Source organism: Neobacillus novalis NBRC 102450 (genome assembly GCF_001591805.1).
GTDB lineage: Bacteria > Bacillota > Bacilli > Bacillales > Cytobacillaceae > Neobacillus > Neobacillus novalis.
This window is the reverse complement of sequence record NZ_BCVP01000024.1, coordinates 26,985-49,278: the sequence shown is the minus strand read 5'-3', so window position 1 is coordinate 49,278 and position 22,294 is coordinate 26,985. Positions and strand designations below refer to the sequence as shown.

The window sequence follows — 22,294 nt, the reverse complement described above, 5'->3', positions numbered from 1 at the left end:
GGAGAGGCATGAAAGAAGATCAAGCAAAGAAAAAAAAGAAAAGGGAAATACCAACGGCGAAAAGAACTACCCGCTTTGTAGGGGATACCAAAATGAGTATGGAGAATAAAAAAGCCCTTGAACTTATTCGAGCATTCAGGGGCATGTATGGCTAATATGGCTCTCAATGATTGAGGGCTTTTTTATTTTATGCAAGACATTTTACCCTTCTATTTGGTATGTCAATTTGCAAAAAAACGATGATAGTACAATAAAAAATAGGTAGAGAACACCATTGTGATTTCAAATTCCCCCACTTTATCACTTTAACGTACAAAACCTCAAACGCTTCATCTATGGACTTCAGAAAAAAAGGTTGTATACTTATAGTCATAAGAGAACGAAGCATTAATCCGAACTACCCGCAACACAAACACTATTAATCCACCACGTAAGGAGGAAACCCCCATTGTTAAATTCCACCCAGGACATTGAACCCCAAGACAACACTAAAAAACCCGTTTCAAATGAAGAAGATGCAAACTGCCGAGTTCTAACCCGTTCTGAAAGCCTCGACACAGTTGCTTTGTTACTCTTTAAAGCAATAACCCGAAAATCAAACCAAAAAATCGAAAAGGTAGGTGCTTAAGTGTGATAAACGAAAATATAACAAATACTGTCGGAATTTACATTCGGGTAACAAGAGATCGGAAATGCTATTCGTTAGACAACCAGATAACTCTTGGAACTGAATTGGCACAAAAGGCTTTTGGTCAAATTGTCAACGTTGAATACTATGTTGAAGAAGGAAGTGATTCAGTAACCCAACCACAATTAAGTGAAATTTTGTGTGATGCTGAGGATGGAAAACTTCAAGCCGTTATCACTTTTGATTTATCCAGAATTGATCCTTTGTTATCAGTCTCCTTGAAATTAGTAGAACTGTTCCACGAAGCCAAGGTTCGGTTTATCAGCATACGTCAAGGCGAGTACGATACGCATAAATCTAAGGCAACGTATAACCTCTTATCGTGTTTTTCCAAACTTCAACACCAAGATTAGTAGGAAAAAGGATTTCCTTAGTAAAACCCCTTAACAACGTACTACTATCGTACCCAATCAAGAAAACATCCAATTTAATTCCTTCATTACCATTCAGAACATTTCCAAAAAACATGATGTCTTCATGGCGGCGGCATACGCCGCCCCTAACTAAAGTCAAATTAGGCATATCTATTATCAAATAAAATACCAGTAACAGGAAGGTGCTTATCATGGAAGCAATAATTGAAAATCAAGCAGTAACCGTTGGCATTTACATTCGAGTCGCAAAGGCAGATAACGGAAAAAGTAGAACATCAGAAAACTCTTGTAACTGAAAAAGCTAAACAGATGGATCAAATGTTACCTTGAACTACTATGTGGATGAAGGCGTAGGTGGTAGAAGTATTAAAAATCAACTTGAATTGACTCGCATGGTGAAGGACGTGAAAGAAGGAGCCCTACAAGCAGTTCACACAAAAAAATTTCTCGAATAAGCAGAACCCTACCCATTTCACTTAAATTGGTTAAAGAAATTAATAAAGCTAATGTTCGGTTTATCAGCATTTTTGCTAAATTCGGCACACCTGATGGGATCTTCAATTATAATCTTTTAGAATGTGTCTCTGAATATATGCGTAAAGAACATTCAGAGCGGGTTAAGATGGGACTGGCTTACAAAAGAGCAAACTCTTGAAAAAATCAATGATAGTTAAGGTCACCTTATTAAGTAATTAAGACAAGTTCCTCTGCACTATGTCAAAAATTTGTGAACAACATTAGGCTATTGCGGCGTCTGCGCCGCAGCTCCGATTAGGCAATTGGTTATCTTTTCATGCGAAAATTGCTCTAAAATCAATAAAAATATTAATGTAATAACAAAAAATCAAATAAGGAAGGTGCTTTTATTATGGTAACAAAAAATGAAGCAGTAGTTGTTGGAATTTATATAAGGGTATCGACAGATAAGCAGGCAAACGAAGGATATTCCTTAGATGGTCAAAAAGAGGTTGGAACAGAAAAAGCAATACAGATGTTTGGCTCAAACGTCATTTTAGAATATTATGTTGACGGGGGCATCAGTGGAAAAAGCACTAAAAATCGACCTGATTTACAACGTATGATGAAGGACATTAACAAAGGAATACTACACGCCGTCATCACTTACAAAGTGAGCAGATTAAGCCGTTCACTCTCAGACTCCTTAAAATTGGTAGAAGAGATTGATAGAGCCAAGGTTCGGTTTATCAGCCTAAAGGAAGGCGAGTACGGGACACCACACGGAAACCTACAATTCAATATTTTAGCTTCCGTTGCCCAATACCAACGTGAAGAACTTGCCGAGAACGTCCAAATGGGGATGGCACAGAAAGCACGTGAAGGCAAGTGGAATGGTGGTCAGGTATTAGGCTACCAAAGTAAGGACAAAGAGCTTATCATCGTACCAAGTGAAGCTGAAACGGTTAAGCTGGTTTACAATAAATTTGTCAATGAAGGCTGGGGCTTAAAAAAAATTGCCTGCCATTTAAACTTAATTGGTATTCGTACAAAGAATGGTAAAAGCTTTACACCTAACACAACTTCTATCATCCTTTCAAATCCCGTATATGCAGGTTATATTCGATTTAATCAATACGTCGACTGGGAGAAGAAACGTAGAGGTGGCAAAAATCCTGACGCTATTTTAGTAAAAGGTTCCCATGAAGCCATTATATATGAGGAAACATGGAATAAGGCTCAGGAAATTGCGAAAGAACGAGCAACAGGGACACCTCGACAATACACTGGAACATTTCCACTAACACGCCTTGCACGTTGCCCCGAATGTGGATCTTATATGACTTCGTGCTATGGTGGTACAAAACGTAAAGATGGGACAAAGCCCCGCTATTACTGCTGTGGTGAGTATCATAACAAAGGTAAAGCTGTATGTCATTCAAATTCAATAAGGGCAGATTGGCTCGAAAAGGAGGTTTTTGACCGCCTAACAAAAGCAATGATGTCAGATGAAATAATCACAGATATTACCCAGCGGATAAACAACCTTATAAATGATCAGTACAATAAAACTGAACAGTCAACAGAATTACAGCATCTTCAAAAACGTATTGTAGGTTTAGAAGCTCGAAAAAAACGTATTCAAGAATCAGTAGAATTAGAATTGGGGCTATTTACACCAGAAGAAGCAAGAGAACGAATGGCACAAATTCGAGAAGAAATAGCTGAGGTAAACACACTTTTAATCAAGGCTCAACAACAGTCAAATAATAGTAACAGCATTAGACCCGTTTCAGAAGATTTTATTCGCCTACAGCTTAAAGAATTTCTCGACTTGGCAAACCAATTAGAGCCACTGGAATTCCGACAACTTCTTGAAGCGTCTATCGAAAAAATTGAAGCAACAAAAGGAGAACTAAAGCACATTTACTTCTCCTTCATTGCACATCCATCAGATAAAGAGTTGGGTCAAGTTGACCCATCGCTACATATTGAAAATTTACCAACCTCTCTTCTCCTCAGAGGTTTGCTTTATGAGAAAAAACGATACCTACTTGTGATACGGTTCCCCCCGATTAATCCGATAAGCCCGATAAACCTGTTCCACCAAAATCAACCTCATCAGCTGGTGGGGAAAAGTCATCCGCGAAAATGACAGCTGCTCATTTGACCGCTTCAACACTTCCTCACTCAGACCCAAAGAACCGCCAATGACAAAGGCAATTTTGCTTTTTCCGTATGTCGCCAGTTTATCCAATGAATCGGCTAGTTCCTCTGATGAGGCCAACTTTCCTTGGATTGCTAAGGCAATCACATATGTATCCTGGCTGATTTTTGTAAGAATTCTTTCGCCTTCTTTTTGCTTTACCTGCACCATTTCCAGCTCGCTTAATTCTTCAGGTGCCTTTTCATCCGCAACCTCAATAACCTCTACCTTGGCATACGCTGATAATCGCTTTAAATACTCATCAATGCCAAGACGCAAATATTTTTCTTTTAATTTTCCAACCGTAATAATTGAGATATTCACAATCCACAGCCCTTTTCAACTTGATTACAAACAGTTTACAAACAAGTTGTCCACAGGAGTTATCCACATGTCCACATTTTTTATCCACATCTTGTATGGAATCACTTGTTCGCTACCATATATACAGCCCTATTTTGACAATATTCACAGCTTGTTGATAAGTTATCCCCAGTTATTTTCGTCATAACCGGAAAAGTTTGATATTCATCCACAATTGCATCCAAACCAATCTCCACATGTTCCTCACAACAATAAATCACTCTTTTAACCACCTTCCTAAAAAAAGATCTACCTTTTTCCTATTGTTAACTTTACAACCATTTGTCATTCGACAACATCAATTACCTCAATCATGATACCACAACAAAAACAGGAGTGTGAATGAATCACCTCCTGTTTTTGCCGGTCACGGTCGTTTATTGTAATTTCTCTGCGGATAAGCGCAAGGTTGCTTCTTGTAACTTTCCAGCCCGATAAAATTTAACCTTCATTTGCTCGCCTATTTTCTTTTTCTGATACAAGTGCTTACGAAGATCAATGACATCATTTATCTTTTGTCCATCCAATTCAACGATCACATCCAGCTCCTTCAATCCTGCTTGAGAAGCTGGCGAATTTAGTACGACTTGACGAAGTGCCACACCGTAATTCACATTTCGAGGCAGCTTTAACGCCTCTTGCTGATAATAGGCCGGGATTTCAGACACTGATTTTAAATCGACACCCATATATGGGCGTTTAACAGAGCCAAATTGCTCAAGGTCATTAATAATCGGCTTAGCCGAATTAATCGGTATCGATAGGCCGATCCCTTCAACCGCATTCTGGGCTATCTTCATGGAATTAATCCCGATGACTTGCCCTGCCATATTAATTAACGCGCCGCCGCTGTTGCCAGGGTTAATCGCGGCATCCGTTTGCAACACTTCTGACTGCCAATCAACAATGCCATCCTGATTGATATCAACTGGAATCGTCCGCTTTAATCCCGAGATAATCCCCTGTGTTACTGAACCGGAAAATGTGGCTCCAAGGGGATTTCCAATTGCAATCACCGGTTCACCCATCTTTAAACTGTCGGAATTACCGAATTCAGCAATCTTTTTTACTTTGCCGGCATCAATCTGCAGAACGGCTAAATCTGTCCAGATATCACTGCCTAGCAGTTTGGCGGGAATTTTTGTCCCATCTGACAACGTTACTTCCAGCTTGGTCGCACCCTCAACGACATGGTGATTCGTTACGACGAAAGCCTGATTGCCTTCCATTTTATAAATAACACCAGAACCTGTTCCAGCTTCTTGCTCAGAGCCGTTTCCATTATCGGACCAAAAGCTTGTAGACTGGATGTTATTGATGCCCACCACTGCCTCACCTGTTTTATCAACGGCCTTTGTCGTATTGGTGGTCACATCGTAAGATATTTGCTTAATGACATTTTGCTGGTTATTATTATTCGTTTCCGCTGGTAAGTTTTGAGCGGATTCCATCTTATAAGGGAGGACACCCTGCTTGGACAAAGTTGGAATGGCCAGGATAACGACAATGGCCCCAATGATTGCCCCAACAAAGCTGGCAAGAAAAAAGCCGCCCCTTTTCCCCTTCTGCTCTCTATAGCGTCCCTGTGAATGATCATCATAATAACCCAATTTACACCATTCCTCTCTACCCGAAAAGGTTGCTATCTACTATTTTGGCTTATACTAACAATTATACTCATTCAACTGTAAATTACTAAATAATTGCATTTTATTAGCAAAAACTTACGAGTTTGTTCATGATTTTTTAACAATTGATGATAAAAAAAGCGCCACAGTATAAGGGCGCTTCATTTCATTAACATTTATACCGCAGTTAAAGTTGTTGGTGTTTTTGGGTCGGTGTCGTAAAGCCCAAATTGTTCGCCGACAATCAATCCCTGGCTCTCGAGGGTTTGCGTCACCGCCATCTTCGCTAAATCCTTCATATTATTATCTAAGCTAAGATGGGCAAGATATACCCTTTTTGTGTTGTCCCCAACCACATCGCTCATCGCAATTGCTGCATCTTCATTGGACACATGGCCGACATCACTAAGAATTCTCCGTTTGATGTTCCAAGGATATCTCCCCATCCGCAGCATTTGCACATCATGATTGGATTCAAAAATATACACATCGGCATTGGAGATGGTTCCCTTCATCCGGTCGCTTACATAGCCTGTATCGGTAATCAGCACAAGCTTTTTCCCTTCATTATGAAAGACGTAAAACATCGGTTCCGCCGCATCATGCGATACCCCGAACGATTCAATCTCAACAGAACCAAAGCTCTTCACCGTTTCCATATTGAAAACAAACTTTTGCTCAGTCGGAATTACTCCGACTGAACTTTCCATTGCCCGCCAGGTTTTTTCATTGGCAAACACAGGCAAATGATATTTACGGGCGAGAACCCCAATCCCTTTAATATGATCACTGTGTTCATGAGTAACAAAAATTCCAGAAAGCTTACTAATGTCACGTTCAATCTGCCCGAAAAGAGACTCCATCTGCTTGCCGCTAAACCCGGCATCAACTAAGAAGGAATGTTCATCAGATTCGACATAGAGGGCGTTCCCCGTACTCCCACTTGCAAGAATGCTATATCTTAACGACATACTATTTCACTCCACTTTACTATTTTCGTCGCTCTTTAAATCAATAATCTGACCCTCAAACGCATTCACAAATAAACTTTCCTTATCATCGACGACAAAACGCCAGGTTGGTGCTAATACTTGAGAAGCTGCCAGTTGAATAAGGGTCGAATAGCCAAGCTCTACCTTAGTAATTTTACTTTTCGGTTTCAATTGCCCCTTTTGGTGCAGGGTTTCAATCGCCTTTAACGGAAGCAGAATTTCTTCTTTTGCCGTTAGTTTTTCGATTCCCTCTAGATAGGATTGTTCATAAGAAACAATTTGATTATCTGAATTATAAGTGAAAGTAATCGTTCCATTAATATTTTGATACAACGTGAAATTATCATATTGTTGAAAGAAGGTGATGGTATTTTTTTTGTCATCCTTTTCCCAAAATTGATAATGCTCACCGTAAAGGACATTTTCCTTTAAAAAGCCAGAGAGTTCAGACGGTTCAAACTTTGAACTTAACTGCACTGGCTTCTCAAGTGTTACTTGAAGCCTCGAACCAAGGTCTATAATAGTGGCAGACTGGCCTTTTAATTTCGCAAGATCGCCTTTATTAAATATCTTTGGCTTTGCACTTAAATATTGATCCTTGATTGGTACCTTGGGCAGGTCTTTATATTGGATCTCATCCGCCTTCAGTTTTTCTTCAAACGAAGCCTCATTTGCGACCTCGTATTTATTGGCATCACGGATTTTCATGAATTGAAATAAGAGATAAACATCCAATATCAGAAAGGTTATGATAAAAATCGTTTTAATTTTACTCCAATCCATGCTGTAATCCTCCTAGGTCATCCATCGTTATCTGCCCCCAGGCTTTATCATAGCGATAGAACCAGGTAGGCTCTAAGAGAATAAGCTTCTTCAAATCTGAATCCCTTTCCATCCGATAGCCTAATACCATTTCTTCGAGAAGCTCTGGTTTAAAGTTTTTTTGCTTTTGTAAAAATTCCAATGCAGCGTGTCCTGATGGCCGCGATACTTTTTGCATTTCTGTCGTTATTGGCAGCTCCAAGGAAATATTAGGGCGTACATATTTATTAATGGTATCCCGGCCCCACACCTCTTTGATTTCTGAAAGCCCATTATCGTTAAAAACGGGATACCCTTCAATGCTGTATAAACGAAAGGTAACGGACCGGCTATATTCACTTTTTGAAACAAAACGGTACGGGTCCGACCATCCACCGTGCTCATTGACAAAATCAATACTTCGTTTAACTAAATCATACGAGTTGTCAATAAAATCGTCATCTGCCGTCGGATTTACATAAGAAAGCATATTGCTATTATAATTCACGGTCATTTTGCTAGAACCATTTGTGTATTCTTCACCTGACGATATCAGACTTTTTTGAACAAAGCTGGGATCACTAAAAAGCGCCGCTTTAAATTCCTCAGAAATAAGGTTAACAGGTACATACTTATAGGTCATCATTTCTGTCGTGTCTTCAGGCAGGAAAAGCGTATGTTTCTCAGATGTTTTATAGGCAAAGAACTCTGGAAACCGGGTAGCACTTTTGTAGAAGTCACGGTTAAACTCGCTTAAATTGGCCGCTGATATGTGACTAATATGGACTTGCTGGTTTTCTGTTGAAACAAAGTAAACAATCCCATTTTCCTTTTCTGAGTCCTCGACATTAATAATAATTCGATTGAAGTTGAAAGAGGGCAGCTTCTTTCCTTCCATTGTTAAGACACTGCGGTATAATTCAATTGGGACTTCCCCTGGAAAAATAATTTCAGCATTACCGCTGCCGTGCGATAATTCTTCGATATTTCCCACTTTGTCGGTCACATTTTTCACATCGTAAAATGCCCACCCGCTTAATTCCTTGATTACCTTTTCAAGCTCATTCGTATTATTGGTTCCGAAATGCTCACCTTTAACATGAAACAATATCCGGTCAGGCCGAACAATCTTTTGAACCTCCTGTTTTTCACTTACAGTGACCTCTTCTACGATCTTACTATTTTCCATTGTTTCGTAATTGGGCTGGTATGTCCAAAGATTCCAAGTTAACAGAGCGCTGACCATGACTAATATCGTTAAAATCCATGATTTAATATTTTCGTATCTCATGACCACTCATCCTCTTCAGAACGCTCGTACGGCAGTGAAAAGGAAATCACCGTTCCCTTTCCTTCTTCACTTGTCGCCCAAATAGCCCCGCCATGAACATTGACCATTTCCTTGGCAATCGCCAGCCCCAGTCCCGTACCGCCCAATTTTCGGGTTCTCGCTTTATCCACACGATAAAAGCGGTCAAATACTTTGGCAATATTCTCCTTTGGAATCCCCATCCCTTGGTCCGCGATGCTGACGATAATTTTATCTTCCCGTTCCTTGATGGAGAACGTGACCTGTCCGCCTTCCGGTGAATACTTTAAGGCATTTGAAATAATATTGTATAAGACCTGGGTCATTTTATCTTCATCTATTTCAACAAAGATGGCATGGTCAGGAAGCCTTCGATTGAAGGTTACATTCTGCTCCTTGGACATTTCAAAGCGGTCAATGATGCGATGATAGAAATTGACAAAGTTCACCCATTCCCTATTTAGCTTGTAATCCGTACTATCCATTTTCGATAGCTGCAGGAGGTCATTCACAAGCCGAATCATCCGTTCCGTTTCCGTCCGCGTCACTTCCAAAAAGTTTGGAGCAATTTCCTCGTCTTGCCATGCGCCATCAGCAAGTGCCTCTAAATAACTTCTCATGGTTGTTAATGGGGTTCTTAGCTCGTGCGAAACATTGGCGACAAACTCTCTTCGTTCAGCATCAATTTTTTCCTGTTCTGTAATATCATGCAGCACGGCAATTAAGCCGTTAACAAAGCCGGTTTCTTTTTGAATGACCGAAAAATTGGCGCGAAGAATATAGCTTTTTGTATTTGTACTATAGTCTAAGATTAACGAATCCTTCTCCTCTAATAGATCCTCAAAAGAATTGGTATCATCCAAGCTCAATAACGATACAATTGGCTGCGAAAGAACTGTTTCACGTGAAACATTCAGCATATCGGCTGCCGGCTCATTGATTAAAATAACTCGTCCTTTTCTGTCGGTAGCGATGACGCCATCGGTCATATACGATAACACCGATGACAGCTTTCTTCGTTCCCCTTCCGTCATGGCCTGTGCTTCTTGAAGCTTCTTTGTCAGGTTGTTAAAGGTCACCGCAAGCGTACCAATTTCATCATTGCCATATACTTTAACCTTTCGGGAAAAGTTCCCCTTTGCCATCGCTAATGCCTGCTTCTTCATATCCGAAATTGGCCTTGTGATAGTTTGGGCCAATAAAATCCCTAGAATAGCCGTAATCGATAAGGCAATCGCCGTTCCGGTCGCAAAAATTCCATTAATTGTTTTCATTTGTTCAAAGACATTTTCGATTTTTGCAACAAGATCGATGGACCCAATCACTTTTTTACCAGATTTAATCGGGGTAGAGAGGACCCAAATCCGATGTGTTGTTTGCGGATCAATCTTGATTGCACTTTGGTCCTCTTCTAACACCATCGATTGCTTAATGCGCAGCTCTGTTGTCCTTTGGCCGACCACTCCTTGATTACTTGGTTGAGAGGTCCCAAGAATTTTAAGGGACCGGCTTTCAATTACCCGAACTTCAGAAATATCACCTGCATCAAAGTCTTTAAGGATTTTCTTAATATCGTCTTCAAGTGTGGGGTCTTCAGGCGTTCTTTCCTTTTCCATTTCCTCCCGTACATTATAGGCAAGCAAATTAACACGCTGCTTTAATGATGTCTGGAAATTTGCTCGTAAGGTTTCTTCAAGCTGGCGGACAAAATAAACACCGATAATTTGCATCGCCACTAAAATAAGGAGGACATAGATGATAACAAACTTTACATGTATTGAGCGAAAGAAACCAACCTTTTTCATCAAAGAAATTACTCCTGTTCAGGATTGCGCAAGTAATATCCAACCCCGCGGCGAGTGACAATCCACGTTGGATGACTAGGGCTATCCTCAATTTTTTCACGCAGGCGTCTAACGGTTACATCCACTGTCCTGACATCGCCGTAATAATCGTAACCCCATACCGTTTGTAAGAGGTGCTCTCGTGTCATTACCTGGCCGATATGCTTGGCCAAATAGTAGAGCAGTTCAAACTCTCGGTGTGTCAGTTCAATGGTTTCACCGCGTTTTGAAACGACATAGGCATCAGGATGAATCACAAGCGAACCGATTTCAATTTCATTCGTTTCATTCTCAGCATCGGGCTGGGACAGAATCTGTTGGTGCCGGCGTAAATTGGCTTTAACTCGGGCTATGAGTTCCCTTGTACTAAATGGCTTGGTTACATAATCATCGGCACCCAGTTCAAGACCTAAGACTTTATCAATTTCAGAATCCTTTGCCGTCAGCATAATAATCGGCATTTCATATTTCTTGCGGATTTCCCGGCAGACTTCCATCCCGTCCTTTTGTGGAAGCATTATGTCTAAGAGAATAAGGTCAGGCTGGATTTCTTCTACCAATTGAATTGCTTCATTGCCATCATAAGCACAATAGACAACATAACCTTCTTTTTTTAAATTAAATTGCAAAATATCTGCAATCGGTTTTTCATCATCAACAACAAGAATCTTCTTCTCCATACAATTTCTCCTTTTTAGTAAAATAATCTATACAATCAACAGCTGCTAAAAGACATACCTATACTATCTTACTTTACCATTTTATTAGCTTTAATTCACCTATAAGTAGCATTTGGCAGGTTTGGTATAACATTTTTTTCCTTCTCGTTACTAGTAATTCCAATTACGTTTAAATGGAAAAGCCTCTAGTTTCAACTAGAGACTTTTAATTCGGAATTATTTTAGATAAGAAAGCGGGTTGACCAAGCTGCCGTTTTTATACACTTCAAAATGCAAATGGACTCCGGTCGAATCGCCTGTTGAACCCATGATCCCAATTTGCGTGCCCTTGGAAACCGTTTGGCCGGCTTTAACATTTAGCGATGACATATGTCCATATAGCGTGCGGAAGCCGTTTTGATGGTCGATAATGACTCTATTTCCATAGCCGTTGCCCCATCCGGCAGAGACTACGACGCCATTATCTGCAGCCTTGATTGCTCTGTTGCTTGGTCCAGCAATATCAATTCCTTTGTGCATCTTGCCCCAGCGATAGCCCATTTGGCTGGATACATAACCGCCAACTGTCGGCCAGGCAAAGACCCCCTCACCACGAGAAGGAATCGCTTTTGTTCCCTTGATGACAATATGATTTACCACCTGCTGCAGAATTTGTTCGCTTGACTTATCCTTCTTAACGGTTACACCATTTTGTTCTGTGATTGCGTAAGTTACCGAGCGGGATCCGTTTTGACCTTTTTGTTTTTCTTTTGTATCGCCCTTCGGCATCGATGAATCCTCAACCACTTCATTGGCAAAAGGAATTTCTTCCTGTTGATTTAATTCTTTATCAACGATTACTTCAATAAACGGTTTTAGGGCCGTTATATTGATTTCCTGACCAATTTTCAAGAGCGTTTCCTCGGTTAGGTCTGGGTTTAATGCCAGGATATCAGCCAACTTCAAACCGTGATCCTCGGCTATCGTTTCGAGGACATCCCCCTCTTGGATGGCATATTTCTTTTCTTCTAATGTGCCTTTTTGTAAAAAAGTAACGGCATCCGCAGCTGACATAATTTTGTCAGGGGCAATATTTACTGTTTCAACTGAAACATTCTTCGAAAGATGGACGTCTAATAGACGAGTTTCATTTTCTTGCAATTGCGTCGAAGTCGTTTCGGCAGAAGCCTTTCGTGTTTCAAGCTCTGTTAATTGATCCTCAGTGACATATTGCAGCTTTAGATTTTTGATTACTTGTTCGGCTGTTTCTTGATGATCTAAGTAAACAACTGGTGTACCGTCGATGACGATTGCAGATGCCTCAGCCTGGATTTCAAAAGAGTTTTGTATCGTTTGGACGGCTTCCTGATTATTTGCTGCTGAACGGAAGACCTGCTCTGGGATGTATTGCACCTGAGAGCCAATTTTTAAATTGACGTCCTTGATGGATTTCTTTGCCGAGTCTACTTTATCAGAAACGAGTTTATCGATTATGTCTTTATCTGTGACATTTCCAATGTATGTACCATTAAGATAAACATGATATATGGTTGTTAACTTTGGTGATGTGGCAAATGCAACTGGACCGTTACTAAAAGCAATAACGGATGCAGCCATGGTTGTAATAACGGCTGTTTTTAGAAATAAAAACCTTTTTGACTTCGAAGCTTTATTCGAGAATAACATTTTTTCCTCCTAAACCACGGTAAAACCCTCTTAATCTTGAATTGTTAACTAGTAAGGAATTATCCAGAATTTTAGACCTTCTTTACCTTATCATAATTTTATTTGAAAAGTTTAATAGTCTCTATAATGTAACAAAACTGTATAATTACTGACATTTTCCTACTTTTTCTGAAATACTCTAGTCATATTTTCATAGTTTTTGTTAGATTTTTTTAAAAAAGAAGGGAGGAATCCCTATTATATCAAGGATTTTATTTGTTCGAGAGTAATAGATTCCTATTATACACAGTAGGCCAACCTACGAGGAATTTTTGTAAGATAAAGGTGGTTTTATTTCATTTTTGTAACAATATTAATTAGTTAAATTCAAAATATATAGAAAATACTTTTCAAATTTATTCTAAAAATAAATAGAAGCAATATATGATAAATGAAGGGACAATAAAAGGGGGGAGAACGATTGAAAAAATTTTTAAGCGCAATACCATTATCATTACAGCATTTGCTTGCGATGTTTGGTGCAACCATTTTGGTGCCGGCACTAACTGGTCTTGATCCAGGAAGTGCACTTATTGCCAGTGGTTTAGGAACCTTGATTTTCCATCTTATTACACGTGGGAAGGTTCCTACGTATCTAGGTTCATCTTTTGCCTTTATTGCTCCGCTTGCGTTGTATGTGGGGGAGTTACATTCACCGGGTCAAGCGGTTGCAGGTCTTATCAGCGTTTCCATTGTTTATGCCATTGTATCTATGATCATTTCCTTTGTCGGTTTTGAAAAAGTCCGCAAAGTAATTCCTGCAGTTGTCGTTGGACCTGTTGTAAGTATTATTGGTCTTTCGCTAGCAACCACGGCGGTGACCAGCATGGCTTCGACCCATTGGGATGTCGCAATCGTCAGCCTTCTGGCAGCGGTCATCGCAACACTTGCGGGCACAAAGGTGATCCGCCTCTTTCCGCTCATCATCGGTCTTGGAGTAGGCTATGCTTATGCCGCGGTGCGAGGATTTGTAGATTTTCATACCATCGCCACTGCCCCGGCTTTTGCTCTTCCACATGTTGTCATGCCGGAATTTACGTGGGTCGTGATCCTCGGAATGGCGCCGATAGCCCTGGTTACCATCATCGAAGACCTTGGACATATGTTTGTGCTAAATGAGATTACAGGAAAAGATGTGACAAAGAATCCTGGGTTTTCCAGCATCCTATGGGGGAATGGCATTGCAACACTAATCTCAGGCTTCATCGGAGGACCTGCACAAACAACTTACGCGGAAAACCTCGGGGTTCTAGCCATCACACGCCAGTTTTCCAGTAGGATCATTCAAGGCGCTGCGGTTCTTGCGATTCTTCTTGGCTTGTTCGGTAAAGTTGGAGCTGTTATCCAATCCATTCCAGTTGCAGTGATGGGAGGTATATGTATCCTGTTGTTTGGTATGATCGCTGCAATGGGGATCCGTCACCTGATTGAGGAAAAAGTGAGTCTGGCTAATATGAAAAATTTGGTCATCGTCGCGATCATCTTCATCGTCGGTGTTGGATATTCTCATAATGGTATTGCCTACGCTACCATTGCCGGATTGCTCATCCATTGGCTCGTACCCGATTTTACGACAAAGAATGAACGTTAAAATGAAATAAACATAATTTTCATTCCCCTTTCAAGTAAAGATTGCAAATAAATATAAAAAATGGCTTAGTTCAAGAGAACTAAGCCATTTTTTATACGATAAACATTTGAAAGCTTCTTTTTTTATGGCTCAGGACGGAATCGAACCGCCGACACAAGGATTTTCAGTCCTTTGCTCTACCGACTGAGCTACTGAGCCACTTTAGTGGCGGTCTGGACGGGACTCGAACCCGCGACCTCCTGCGTGACAGGCAGGCATTCTAACCAACTGAACTACCAGACCAAAACCAATGACCCCTACGGGATTCGAACCCGTGTTACCTCCGTGAAAGGGAGGTGTCTTAACCACTTGACCAAGGGGCCATATTATTAAAAATGGTGAGCCATGAAGGACTCGAACCTTCGACCCTCTGATTAAAAGTCAGATGCTCTACCAACTGAGCTAATGGCTCGCTTTATGTCGTATTGTGACGACGCTTTTTATAATAGCATGGCTGATACCTAATAGGCAATACTTTTTTTAAAATATTTATTAAAATATAGTTTCTATCTAAACTTCCACTTAATTTGATCCAATTTTGCCGATTAAACATGTGCTTTTCGTTGATAATCTGTTCGAATTATGGGCTCAAACGGGCAAACTGCAGAAAAAAAGTATTTTTGGGGCAAAAAGTTCTGTCAGAATCACTTATTTAGGGACGCAATCTAGTTTATTTGCGAATAAGTCTATTTTATTTGCGAATTACCTGGCTTTATTTGCGAATCCAGGCCTTTTATTTGCGAATTACTTAGTTTTATTTGCGAATCGTCAAATCAAACAATTTCCATCCCTCTCAAACCTTTCATATTCAAAGAGGAAAGCCCGCCAAGATGCGGGCCTCTCCTAAATGATTTAAATCTGTCTCCAAGGGCTGCGGACGACGTTTGTTTGGTTTCGATCTGGGCCGACAGAGAAGGTTGTCAGCGGAACTCCTGTAAGCTGGGTGACACGCTCAATATAGTGGCGGGCATTGGCAGGCAGTTCATCTAATGATTTAACACCTGTAACATCCTCCGTCCAGCCTGGAAGGTCTTCATATACAGGTTCACACTCCGCCAATACCTTTAAGCTCGCCGGATACTCTGTAATGAGTTCGCCTCTATAGCGATAGGCCGTACAGATCTTCAATGTTTCAATGCCGGTTAAGACGTCAATCGAATTAAGGGAAAGATCCGTTAAACCGCTGACACGGCGGGCATGACGAACGACGACGCTATCAAACCAGCCGACACGGCGCGGGCGTCCTGTTGTAGTACCGTATTCACGCCCAACCTCACGAATGCGATTTCCTGTCTCATCATGTAATTCAGTAGGGAACGGTCCGTCACCGACACGGGACGTGTAGGCCTTACAAACGCCAACGGCATGGGTGATTTTAGATGGACCAACTCCAGAACCAATCGTCACTCCTCCAGCAACTGGGTTAGATGATGTAACAAACGGATAGGTACCTTGGTCAATATCTAACATAACACCTTGGGCTCCTTCAAAGAGCACCCGCTTACCGTCATCTAGAGCATCATTTAACACCACAGAGGTATCACAGACATATTGCTTAATTTGCTGTCCATACTCAAAATATTCATCTAAGATTTCTTCTTTCTTAAATCCGGTAGTCTCATAAATCCGTTCAAATAAGCGGTTTTTCTCAGCAAGGTTTCGCTCCAGTTTTTCCTCAAACACATCACGCTCAAGCAAATCAGCAATCCGGATCCCGACGCGGGCGGCCTTGTCCATATAGGCAGGTCCAATTCCCTTTTTCGTCGTACCAATCTTATTAGCGCCCTTACTTTCTTCTTCCACTTCATCCAATTTCAAATGATAAGGAAGGATTACATGGGCACGATTACTGATCCGAAGATTCTCCGTTGTAATGCCCTTTTCATGTAAATAAGCCAATTCCGTAACCAGCGCTTTGGGATCAACAACCATTCCATTGCCGATTACGCTTATCTTTTCTTTATTAAAAATCCCCGACGGAATTAAGTGTAATTTGTAGGTTTCTCCGTTAAATTTAATGGTGTGGCCTGCGTTGTTTCCACCTTGATAACGCGCAATTACCTCTGCATTTTCAGACAAAAAGTCAGTAATCTTTCCCTTGCCCTCGTCTCCCCACTGCGTACCAACAACCACTACTGATGACATTTAACGCACCTCCGAAATTTTTGTTTCCCGTTATTATTTATTAACACCACAATAGTTTACCAACTTACCACTAAAAAATCAACAAAACACGAACATTTTATATAAAAATATCAAATATGTTCGTATATATAGCAATCTATTAAAATATAAAAAGAGTCAGCCACAGGTTTCTGGCTGACTCCACAAAATATACACGTTACGCACCCGGAGCATCATTATAACGTGTCTCTAGGTTAACGAATTTATTATATTCCTTCACAAAAGCTAACGAAACCGTCCCAGTCGGACCGTTACGCTGCTTAGCAATGATAATCTCGATAATATTCTTATTCTCTGATTCTTTATCATAGTAATCGTCACGATACAAGAAGGCGACGATATCAGCATCCTGCTCAATACTTCCTGATTCACGAATATCGGACATCATCGGACGTTTGTCCTGACGCTGCTCGACACCACGGGAAAGCTGGGAAAGGGCAATAACGGGGACTTGCAGCTCACGAGCTAATTGCTTAAGGGAGCGGGAAATTTCCGATACTTCCTGCTGACGGTTTTCGCCAGAACGGCCGCTACCTAATATCAACTGCAAATAGTCAATTAAAATCATCCCTAAGCCATGCTCTTGCTTTAAGCGGCGGCATTTAGAGCGAATATCACCGACGCGCACACCAGGGGTATCATCGATAAAAATCCCCGAATTGGAGAGACTGCCCATGGCCATCGTCAGCTTGCCCCAGTCATCGTCCGTAAGCGATCCGGTACGAAGCCTTTGGGCATCAATGTTTCCTTCCGAACAGAGCATCCGCATCACCAGCTGCTCAGCACCCATCTCCAGACTAAAAATCGCTACATTTTCACTCGTCTTCGTTGCGACATTCGCGGCGATATTCAAGGCAAAGGCAGTTTTACCGACGGAAGGACGGGCGCCAACAATGATTAAATCATTGCGCTGGAATCCGGCTGTCATCTTGTCAAGCTCGGCAAAGCCGGTGGCGATCCCAGTAATATCACCGACGCGGTTGTGCATTAACTCAATATTGTCATACGTCCGAACGAGGACATCTTTAATATTGTGGAAGGCACCGGCATTCTTTCTTTGCGCAACCTCCAGGATACTTTTCTCCGCTTCGCTCAAAAGCGCTTCGACTTCATCCTCACGCGAATATCCATCAGTGGCAATGCCCGTTGCCGTCCGAATTAACCTTCTTAATAAAGACTTTTCTTCTACGATTCTAGCATAATACTCTATATTTGCGGCTGTTGGAACCGAACCCGACAGCTCGTTTAAATAACTAACCCCGCCTGTATCCTCAATAAGCTTTGCCGCTGCCAATTCTTCTGTAACCGTAATTAAGTCTACCGCTTTACCGTCATCGTTTAGCTTTAACATAACATTAAAGATTTTTTGATGGGAGGCACGATAGAAATCCTCAGGAATTAATATTTCTGAAGCTAATGTTAAGGCAGAGGGCTCTAAAAAAATCGCCCCTAAAACGGCTTGCTCCGCTTCAATATTTTGCGGCGGCATGCGATCCGCATATAAATCACTCATCTATTTAAAACCTCCTATATGAGAGGATGATTTATAAATATCATATCTTATAAAGAAAAAAGTGACCAGTCAAAACCGATCACATCCCGTTGCTTACTTATTCTATTCTATCATGTTTATCCTAAAATTGAACTGGCAAATTTTTATCTTATTTTATTTCCTTCACTGCAACAGTAAGGGTTGCAACTACTTCATGATGAAGCTTCACTGGAACCTTCGTTTGGCCAAGGGTGCGGATGGCATCTGTTAATTCCATTTTCCGCTTATCAATTTTAATCCCATGTTTCTTTTGCAGCTCTTCGGCAATTTGTTTCGTGGTAATCGAGCCGAATAATCTGCCGCCCTCTCCAGCTTTGGCCAATAGCTCAACCGTAATTTGATCCAATGTTTCTTTCAGCTTTTTCGCTTCTGCAAGCTCTTCAGCAGCAGCTCTTTCTTGTTTTTTCTTTTGTGCATCTAATGAACTGATGCTGGCATTATTTGCTTCTACCGCTAATCCCTGCTTAATTAAGAAGTTTTGCGCATAGCCGTCAGCGACATTTTTTACCTCACCTTTTTTTCCTTTTCCTTTAACATCCTTGAGAAAAATTACTTTCATTCCTTTTTCACTCCTTCAAAATAATCATCAATCGCTGTTTTTAATTGTGCTTCCGTTTCTTCAATTGACTGCCCTGTCAGCTGGGTGGCCGCATTTGTTAAGTGACCGCCGCCCTTTAGGCTTTCCATAATCACTTGAACATTGATGTTTCCGAGCGACCTCGCACTAATACCAATGACTCCTTCGCTCCGTTTTGAAATCACAAAGGAAGCAAGAACACCGTCCATCGTTAACAAGGTATCGGCCGCTTGGGCAATAAGCACTTGATCATTAAGCTCATTTTCAGTTCCTTTAGCAATCGCAATCCCTTCACGGTAAAAGGTTACTGATTCAATTAGCTTCGACCTTTTGATATATGTATCGACGTCCTCTTTCAAAAACTTTTGCACGAGAACGGTATCGGCACCGTGTGCCCTCAGGTAGGAGGCGGCATCAAATGTTCTTGCGCCGGTTCGTAATGAAAAGCTTTTTGTATCAACAATGATTCCTGCTAACAGCGCCGTCGCTTCAATCATTTCAATTTTAGCTCGTTTCGGCTGATATTCCAAAAACTCTGTTACTAACTCCGATGTAGAAGAGGCATATGGCTCCATATAAACGAGCAATGCGCCCTCAATAAAATCTTCGCCGCGGCGATGATGATCAATCACCACAACATGATCAATTTTGTTTAATAGCCGTTCTTCCATGACGAGAGAAGGTTTATGGGTATCCACAACAACAAGCAGCGTCTTATCCGTGGCAATTTCAAGCGCCTCTTCAGGGCCGATAAAGTGAGAAAATAACTTCTCTTGATTGCGGATTTCGGCCATCAGCCTTCTGACACCATTGTCCATTTCCTGCGTATTAACAACGATATAGGCTTCCTTCTGGTTCATTTGCGCTACTTTATAGATTCCAATGCTTGCGCCAATCGAATCCATGTCAGGATTTTTATGCCCCATAATAATCACTTTATCACTGGCAGTAATTAAATCCTTCAGGGCATGGGAGATGACCCTTGCTCTGACTCTTGTCCGTTTTTCAATTGGATTTGTTTTGCCGCCAAAGAACTTCACTTTACCATTTGGCAGTTTTATCGCCACTTGATCTCCGCCCCTGCCTAAGGCTAAATCGAGACTCGATTGCGCCAGGACACCTAATTCAGGTAGGGACGAGACGCCGGTTCCAACCCCAATACTCAAGGTAAACGAGACATTCTGCTTTGAAGTCATTTCTCGCACCTCATCAAGGATGGCAAATTTCCCTTTTTCAAGCATCTGAAGAATTCCTTCGCTAAAAACAGCCATAAAGCGTTCCGAGGAAATCCTTTTTAAGAAAATACCATTATCAGTTGCCCACGTATTCAGGATGGACGTGACTAAATTATTGATGCTGCCGCGCATCTGGTCGTCCATTCCCTGGGTTAAGTCATCGTAATTATCTAAAAAGATCGTCGCAATTACGGTCCGTTCTTCATGATACATTTTCTCAATTTCTGTTTGTTCGGTTACATCAAAAAAGTATAACAGCCGTTCTTCACGTTTATGGATGACGCGGAATTTCCGGTCATGCAGCGTGATGATTTCCGTTTCTACTTCCTGCTTAATTAACGGTACCAAAGTGTCTGCAACATCATAAAGCGACCTTCCGACAAGCGTGTCCTCATCAAAACAAGAGGATAGAAACGGGTTTGCCCATTCAATATAATACTCATCATTAATAAGCATAATCCCGATAGGCATCCCCAGAAGCGCTTCTTCGCCCACTCTTTTTACCCGGTAAGAAAGTGTCGAGATATACTCCTCCATTTCCACCCTCTGGCGACGGTCGATGACAAACATATAGTAGATAGGAAAAAACATGAGTAACAGCCCGGCAGCACTTAATATCCAATTATATAAGGACAGGGCAATGAGCACGACCACTGTAACGCCTATTAACCCGTAAAAGGGGTAACGTATTGACCGCTTTTCTAAAAATGCCGGCAAAGTTTTCAGCTCCTAGTCACAAGTCTTACTCTTTCTTCTTAAAACGCTTTCGATAATCGAACCCTATATCCAAAATCCCCAACATTAATATTATATAATGAACAATCGGTATCATGAAAGCAAGAATTACCACAAGGGCGTTAAAACCCTTGGAAACGGACTTTTGATAAAAAATATAAAGAACAAACGCAAGACCTTGAAAGATCAAAAACATCTCCAATATATACCTTGCATTGATGACAACTGTATATAAATAAGTCCCCTGATCTGGATGGGCGAGGGCATCAACTCCGATGACAATTAAATAGTACCATAAAAGGCTTCTTGGTAAGGATAGATTTCTAAAACTCCCCCATGGCTGGACGTTTACTCCAAATCTCTTTAGAATCGGAAAATTGACCCACTGGATAATAAAAACAACTATAATTGACATCATAATCAAAAAGTATGGGACAAGTGTTCCAACCATCTTAATAAAATCTGCATTCTGCTTTTTCAAAAGTTCAATTTGATCTTCTTTTCCCATTGCTGTAAGCATATCTTGAGAATTTTTGACTGCATCATTTAATGCGACAGTTAGCTCTTGAATGATATTTAACTTCAAAAAGGCGACAGAAATCACATAATAAATGACCAGGCCTGCCATAAAGATCAGCGAATTTAAAATTAATATCGATGTCCGGCTCTTATTTTTTTGAAGCATAAACCCGATAACGACTCCGATTGTCCCATAAAGCAGCATTAGTCCAAGTCCCAAGAACGATCCGGCAAGAAAGGAAAGGAATATCGCCGCTAGAAAGAAGGCCACTATATTTTTCGGCTGGTTTTTTGCTGAAAACAACATGAACAGCAGCGGTAAGACCAAGTTTAAAAAGGCTCCAACAGGCGGTATGTATATGGTGATTAATAATAGAACGGTAAATACCGTTAAAAGAATAGCACCTTCTGTTAATTTACGAACATTTTTCACTTCTTCACCTCTAATTTTCTAACCCTATCTCCTTATATTAGCTAGTTACGCGTCAGCTTTCAAGCTAACAAAAGTAAAAAGGCAGCAAGAGCGGGGCCCCTGCTGCCTTAACTATTCATTATTCTCCAGCCACGAATGGTAATAATGCCATTTGACGTGCACGTTTGATAGCAACTGTTAGTTTGCGTTGATATTTAGCGCTTGTACCAGTTACACGACGTGGTAAAATCTTTCCACGCTCAGAGATGAATTTTTTAAGTAAATCCACATCTTTATAATCGATGCGAGAGATGCCATTTGCTGTGAAATAGCACACTTTACGGCGCTTCGCGCGTCCGCCTTTACGTCCTCCTGCCATGAAAATTCCCTCCTTTATGAGTTTTT

21 protein-coding genes and 4 tRNA genes are annotated in these 22,294 nt (G+C 41.0%); 6 read left to right on the top strand and 19 right to left on the bottom strand.

The genetic code is table 11. From position 1 onward, the window contains the following. Positions 1–8 precede the first annotated feature (8 nt). The 5 genes from BANVL01_RS27390 (at position 9) to BANVL01_RS17770 (ending at position 3,673) form a co-directional block, all read left to right on the top strand. Complete coding sequence (locus BANVL01_RS27390; RefSeq protein ID WP_156482352.1) at positions 9–155, top strand: hypothetical protein; 147 nt, start codon at positions 9–11, stop codon at positions 153–155. Between the two features lie 293 nt (positions 156–448). Next, entirely contained in the window at positions 449–628 is a 180-nt protein-coding gene (locus tag BANVL01_RS17780; protein WP_066094304.1) for a hypothetical protein, read from the top strand. Positions 629–630: 2 nt separating this feature from the next. Beyond that, positions 631–1,041 carry a recombinase family protein gene (locus tag BANVL01_RS17775; protein ID WP_066094309.1) on the top strand — a complete coding sequence of 137 codons (411 nt, stop codon included), beginning with the start codon at positions 631–633 and terminating at the stop codon, positions 1,039–1,041. 403 nt (positions 1,042–1,444) lie between these two features. After that, positions 1,445–1,717 carry a recombinase family protein gene (locus BANVL01_RS28785; RefSeq protein WP_082805050.1) on the top strand — a complete coding sequence of 91 codons (273 nt, stop codon included), beginning with the start codon at positions 1,445–1,447 and terminating at the stop codon, positions 1,715–1,717. Positions 1,718–1,930: 213 nt separating this feature from the next. Beyond that, the gene (locus tag BANVL01_RS17770) at positions 1,931–3,673 is read left to right on the top strand and encodes a recombinase family protein (RefSeq protein ID WP_066094312.1); all 1,743 of its coding nucleotides are present in this window, start codon (positions 1,931–1,933) and stop codon (positions 3,671–3,673) included. On the opposite strand, the gene rlmH is transcribed toward BANVL01_RS17770, so the two are convergent. The 9 genes from rlmH to BANVL01_RS17735 form a co-directional block, all read right to left on the bottom strand. Continuing rightward, a complete protein-coding gene (gene rlmH, locus BANVL01_RS26860; RefSeq protein ID WP_082805049.1) occupies positions 3,569–4,048 on the bottom strand; it encodes a 23S rRNA (pseudouridine(1915)-N(3))-methyltransferase RlmH in 480 nt (159 codons plus the stop codon). The two genes, BANVL01_RS17770 and rlmH, sit on opposite strands and share 105 nt — an antisense overlap. 101 nt (positions 4,049–4,149) lie before the next feature. After that, the gene (locus BANVL01_RS26855) at positions 4,150–4,308 is read right to left on the bottom strand and encodes a CxxH/CxxC protein (RefSeq protein WP_024030282.1); all 159 of its coding nucleotides are present in this window, start codon (positions 4,306–4,308) and stop codon (positions 4,150–4,152) included. A 156-nt stretch (positions 4,309–4,464) separates the two neighbouring features. Further along, positions 4,465–5,697, bottom strand: a complete 1,233-nt coding sequence (locus BANVL01_RS17765; RefSeq protein ID WP_066094315.1) for a S1C family serine protease — start codon at positions 5,695–5,697, stop codon at positions 4,465–4,467. 194 nt (positions 5,698–5,891) lie between these two features. Beyond that, positions 5,892–6,686 carry an MBL fold metallo-hydrolase gene (locus BANVL01_RS17760; protein WP_066094318.1) on the bottom strand — a complete coding sequence of 265 codons (795 nt, stop codon included), beginning with the start codon at positions 6,684–6,686 and terminating at the stop codon, positions 5,892–5,894. Positions 6,687–6,692: 6 nt separating this feature from the next. Further along, positions 6,693–7,490 carry a two-component system regulatory protein YycI gene (locus BANVL01_RS17755; protein ID WP_066094321.1) on the bottom strand — a complete coding sequence of 266 codons (798 nt, stop codon included), beginning with the start codon at positions 7,488–7,490 and terminating at the stop codon, positions 6,693–6,695. Next, the gene (locus BANVL01_RS17750; RefSeq protein WP_066094324.1) at positions 7,477–8,799 is read right to left on the bottom strand and encodes a YycH family regulatory protein; all 1,323 of its coding nucleotides are present in this window, start codon (positions 8,797–8,799) and stop codon (positions 7,477–7,479) included. The genes BANVL01_RS17755 and BANVL01_RS17750 overlap by 14 nt, the downstream gene beginning before the upstream one ends. Beyond that, complete coding sequence (gene walK / locus BANVL01_RS17745; protein ID WP_066094327.1) at positions 8,796–10,622, bottom strand: cell wall metabolism sensor histidine kinase WalK; 1,827 nt, start codon at positions 10,620–10,622, stop codon at positions 8,796–8,798. The genes BANVL01_RS17750 and walK overlap by 4 nt, the downstream gene beginning before the upstream one ends. 8 nt (positions 10,623–10,630) lie before the next feature. Next, entirely contained in the window at positions 10,631–11,341 is a 711-nt protein-coding gene (gene yycF, locus BANVL01_RS17740; RefSeq protein WP_066094330.1) for a response regulator YycF, read from the bottom strand. A gap of 216 nt (positions 11,342–11,557) precedes the next feature. Beyond that, positions 11,558–13,006 carry a M23 family metallopeptidase gene (locus tag BANVL01_RS17735; protein WP_066094333.1) on the bottom strand — a complete coding sequence of 483 codons (1,449 nt, stop codon included), beginning with the start codon at positions 13,004–13,006 and terminating at the stop codon, positions 11,558–11,560. A gap of 460 nt (positions 13,007–13,466) precedes the next feature. Here BANVL01_RS17735 and BANVL01_RS17730 point away from each other — a divergent pair, with 460 nt between their 5' ends. Further along, positions 13,467–14,636 (top strand): uracil-xanthine permease family protein, encoded by a 1,170-nt coding sequence (locus BANVL01_RS17730; RefSeq protein WP_082805048.1) that lies wholly within the window; start codon positions 13,467–13,469, stop codon positions 14,634–14,636. A 125-nt stretch (positions 14,637–14,761) separates the two neighbouring features. Here the strand turns inward: BANVL01_RS17730 and BANVL01_RS17725 are convergent. The 10 genes from BANVL01_RS17725 to rpsR all read right to left on the bottom strand — a co-directional run bounded on the left by BANVL01_RS17725 (position 14,762) and on the right by rpsR (position 22,268). After that, positions 14,762–14,834: transfer RNA gene (locus BANVL01_RS17725), tRNA-Phe, on the bottom strand. A gap of 7 nt (positions 14,835–14,841) precedes the next feature. After that, a tRNA-Asp gene (locus BANVL01_RS17720) sits at positions 14,842–14,918 on the bottom strand. Positions 14,919–14,926: 8 nt separating this feature from the next. Continuing rightward, positions 14,927–14,998, bottom strand: a tRNA-Glu gene (locus BANVL01_RS17715). A 13-nt stretch (positions 14,999–15,011) separates the two neighbouring features. Further along, a tRNA-Lys gene (locus tag BANVL01_RS17710) sits at positions 15,012–15,087 on the bottom strand. A 440-nt stretch (positions 15,088–15,527) separates the two neighbouring features. Further along, positions 15,528–16,820 carry an adenylosuccinate synthase gene (locus tag BANVL01_RS17700; RefSeq protein WP_066094338.1) on the bottom strand — a complete coding sequence of 431 codons (1,293 nt, stop codon included), beginning with the start codon at positions 16,818–16,820 and terminating at the stop codon, positions 15,528–15,530. A 196-nt stretch (positions 16,821–17,016) separates the two neighbouring features. After that, the gene (dnaB, locus tag BANVL01_RS17695) at positions 17,017–18,372 is read right to left on the bottom strand and encodes a replicative DNA helicase (RefSeq protein WP_066094341.1); all 1,356 of its coding nucleotides are present in this window, start codon (positions 18,370–18,372) and stop codon (positions 17,017–17,019) included. 148 nt (positions 18,373–18,520) lie between these two features. Next, positions 18,521–18,970 carry a 50S ribosomal protein L9 gene (rplI, locus tag BANVL01_RS17690; protein ID WP_066094345.1) on the bottom strand — a complete coding sequence of 150 codons (450 nt, stop codon included), beginning with the start codon at positions 18,968–18,970 and terminating at the stop codon, positions 18,521–18,523. Continuing rightward, positions 18,967–20,940, bottom strand: a complete 1,974-nt coding sequence (locus BANVL01_RS17685; protein WP_066094348.1) for a DHH family phosphoesterase — start codon at positions 20,938–20,940, stop codon at positions 18,967–18,969. Before BANVL01_RS17685 ends, rplI begins: the two co-directional genes overlap by 4 nt. A 25-nt stretch (positions 20,941–20,965) precedes the next feature. Then, positions 20,966–21,910, bottom strand: a complete 945-nt coding sequence (locus BANVL01_RS17680) for a YybS family protein (protein ID WP_066094351.1) — start codon at positions 21,908–21,910, stop codon at positions 20,966–20,968. A 118-nt stretch (positions 21,911–22,028) separates the two neighbouring features. Then, positions 22,029–22,268: a 30S ribosomal protein S18 gene (gene rpsR, locus BANVL01_RS17675; protein WP_024030263.1), complete on the bottom strand. Its 240-nt coding sequence runs from the start codon at positions 22,266–22,268 to the stop codon at positions 22,029–22,031. Positions 22,269–22,294 lie beyond the last annotated feature (26 nt).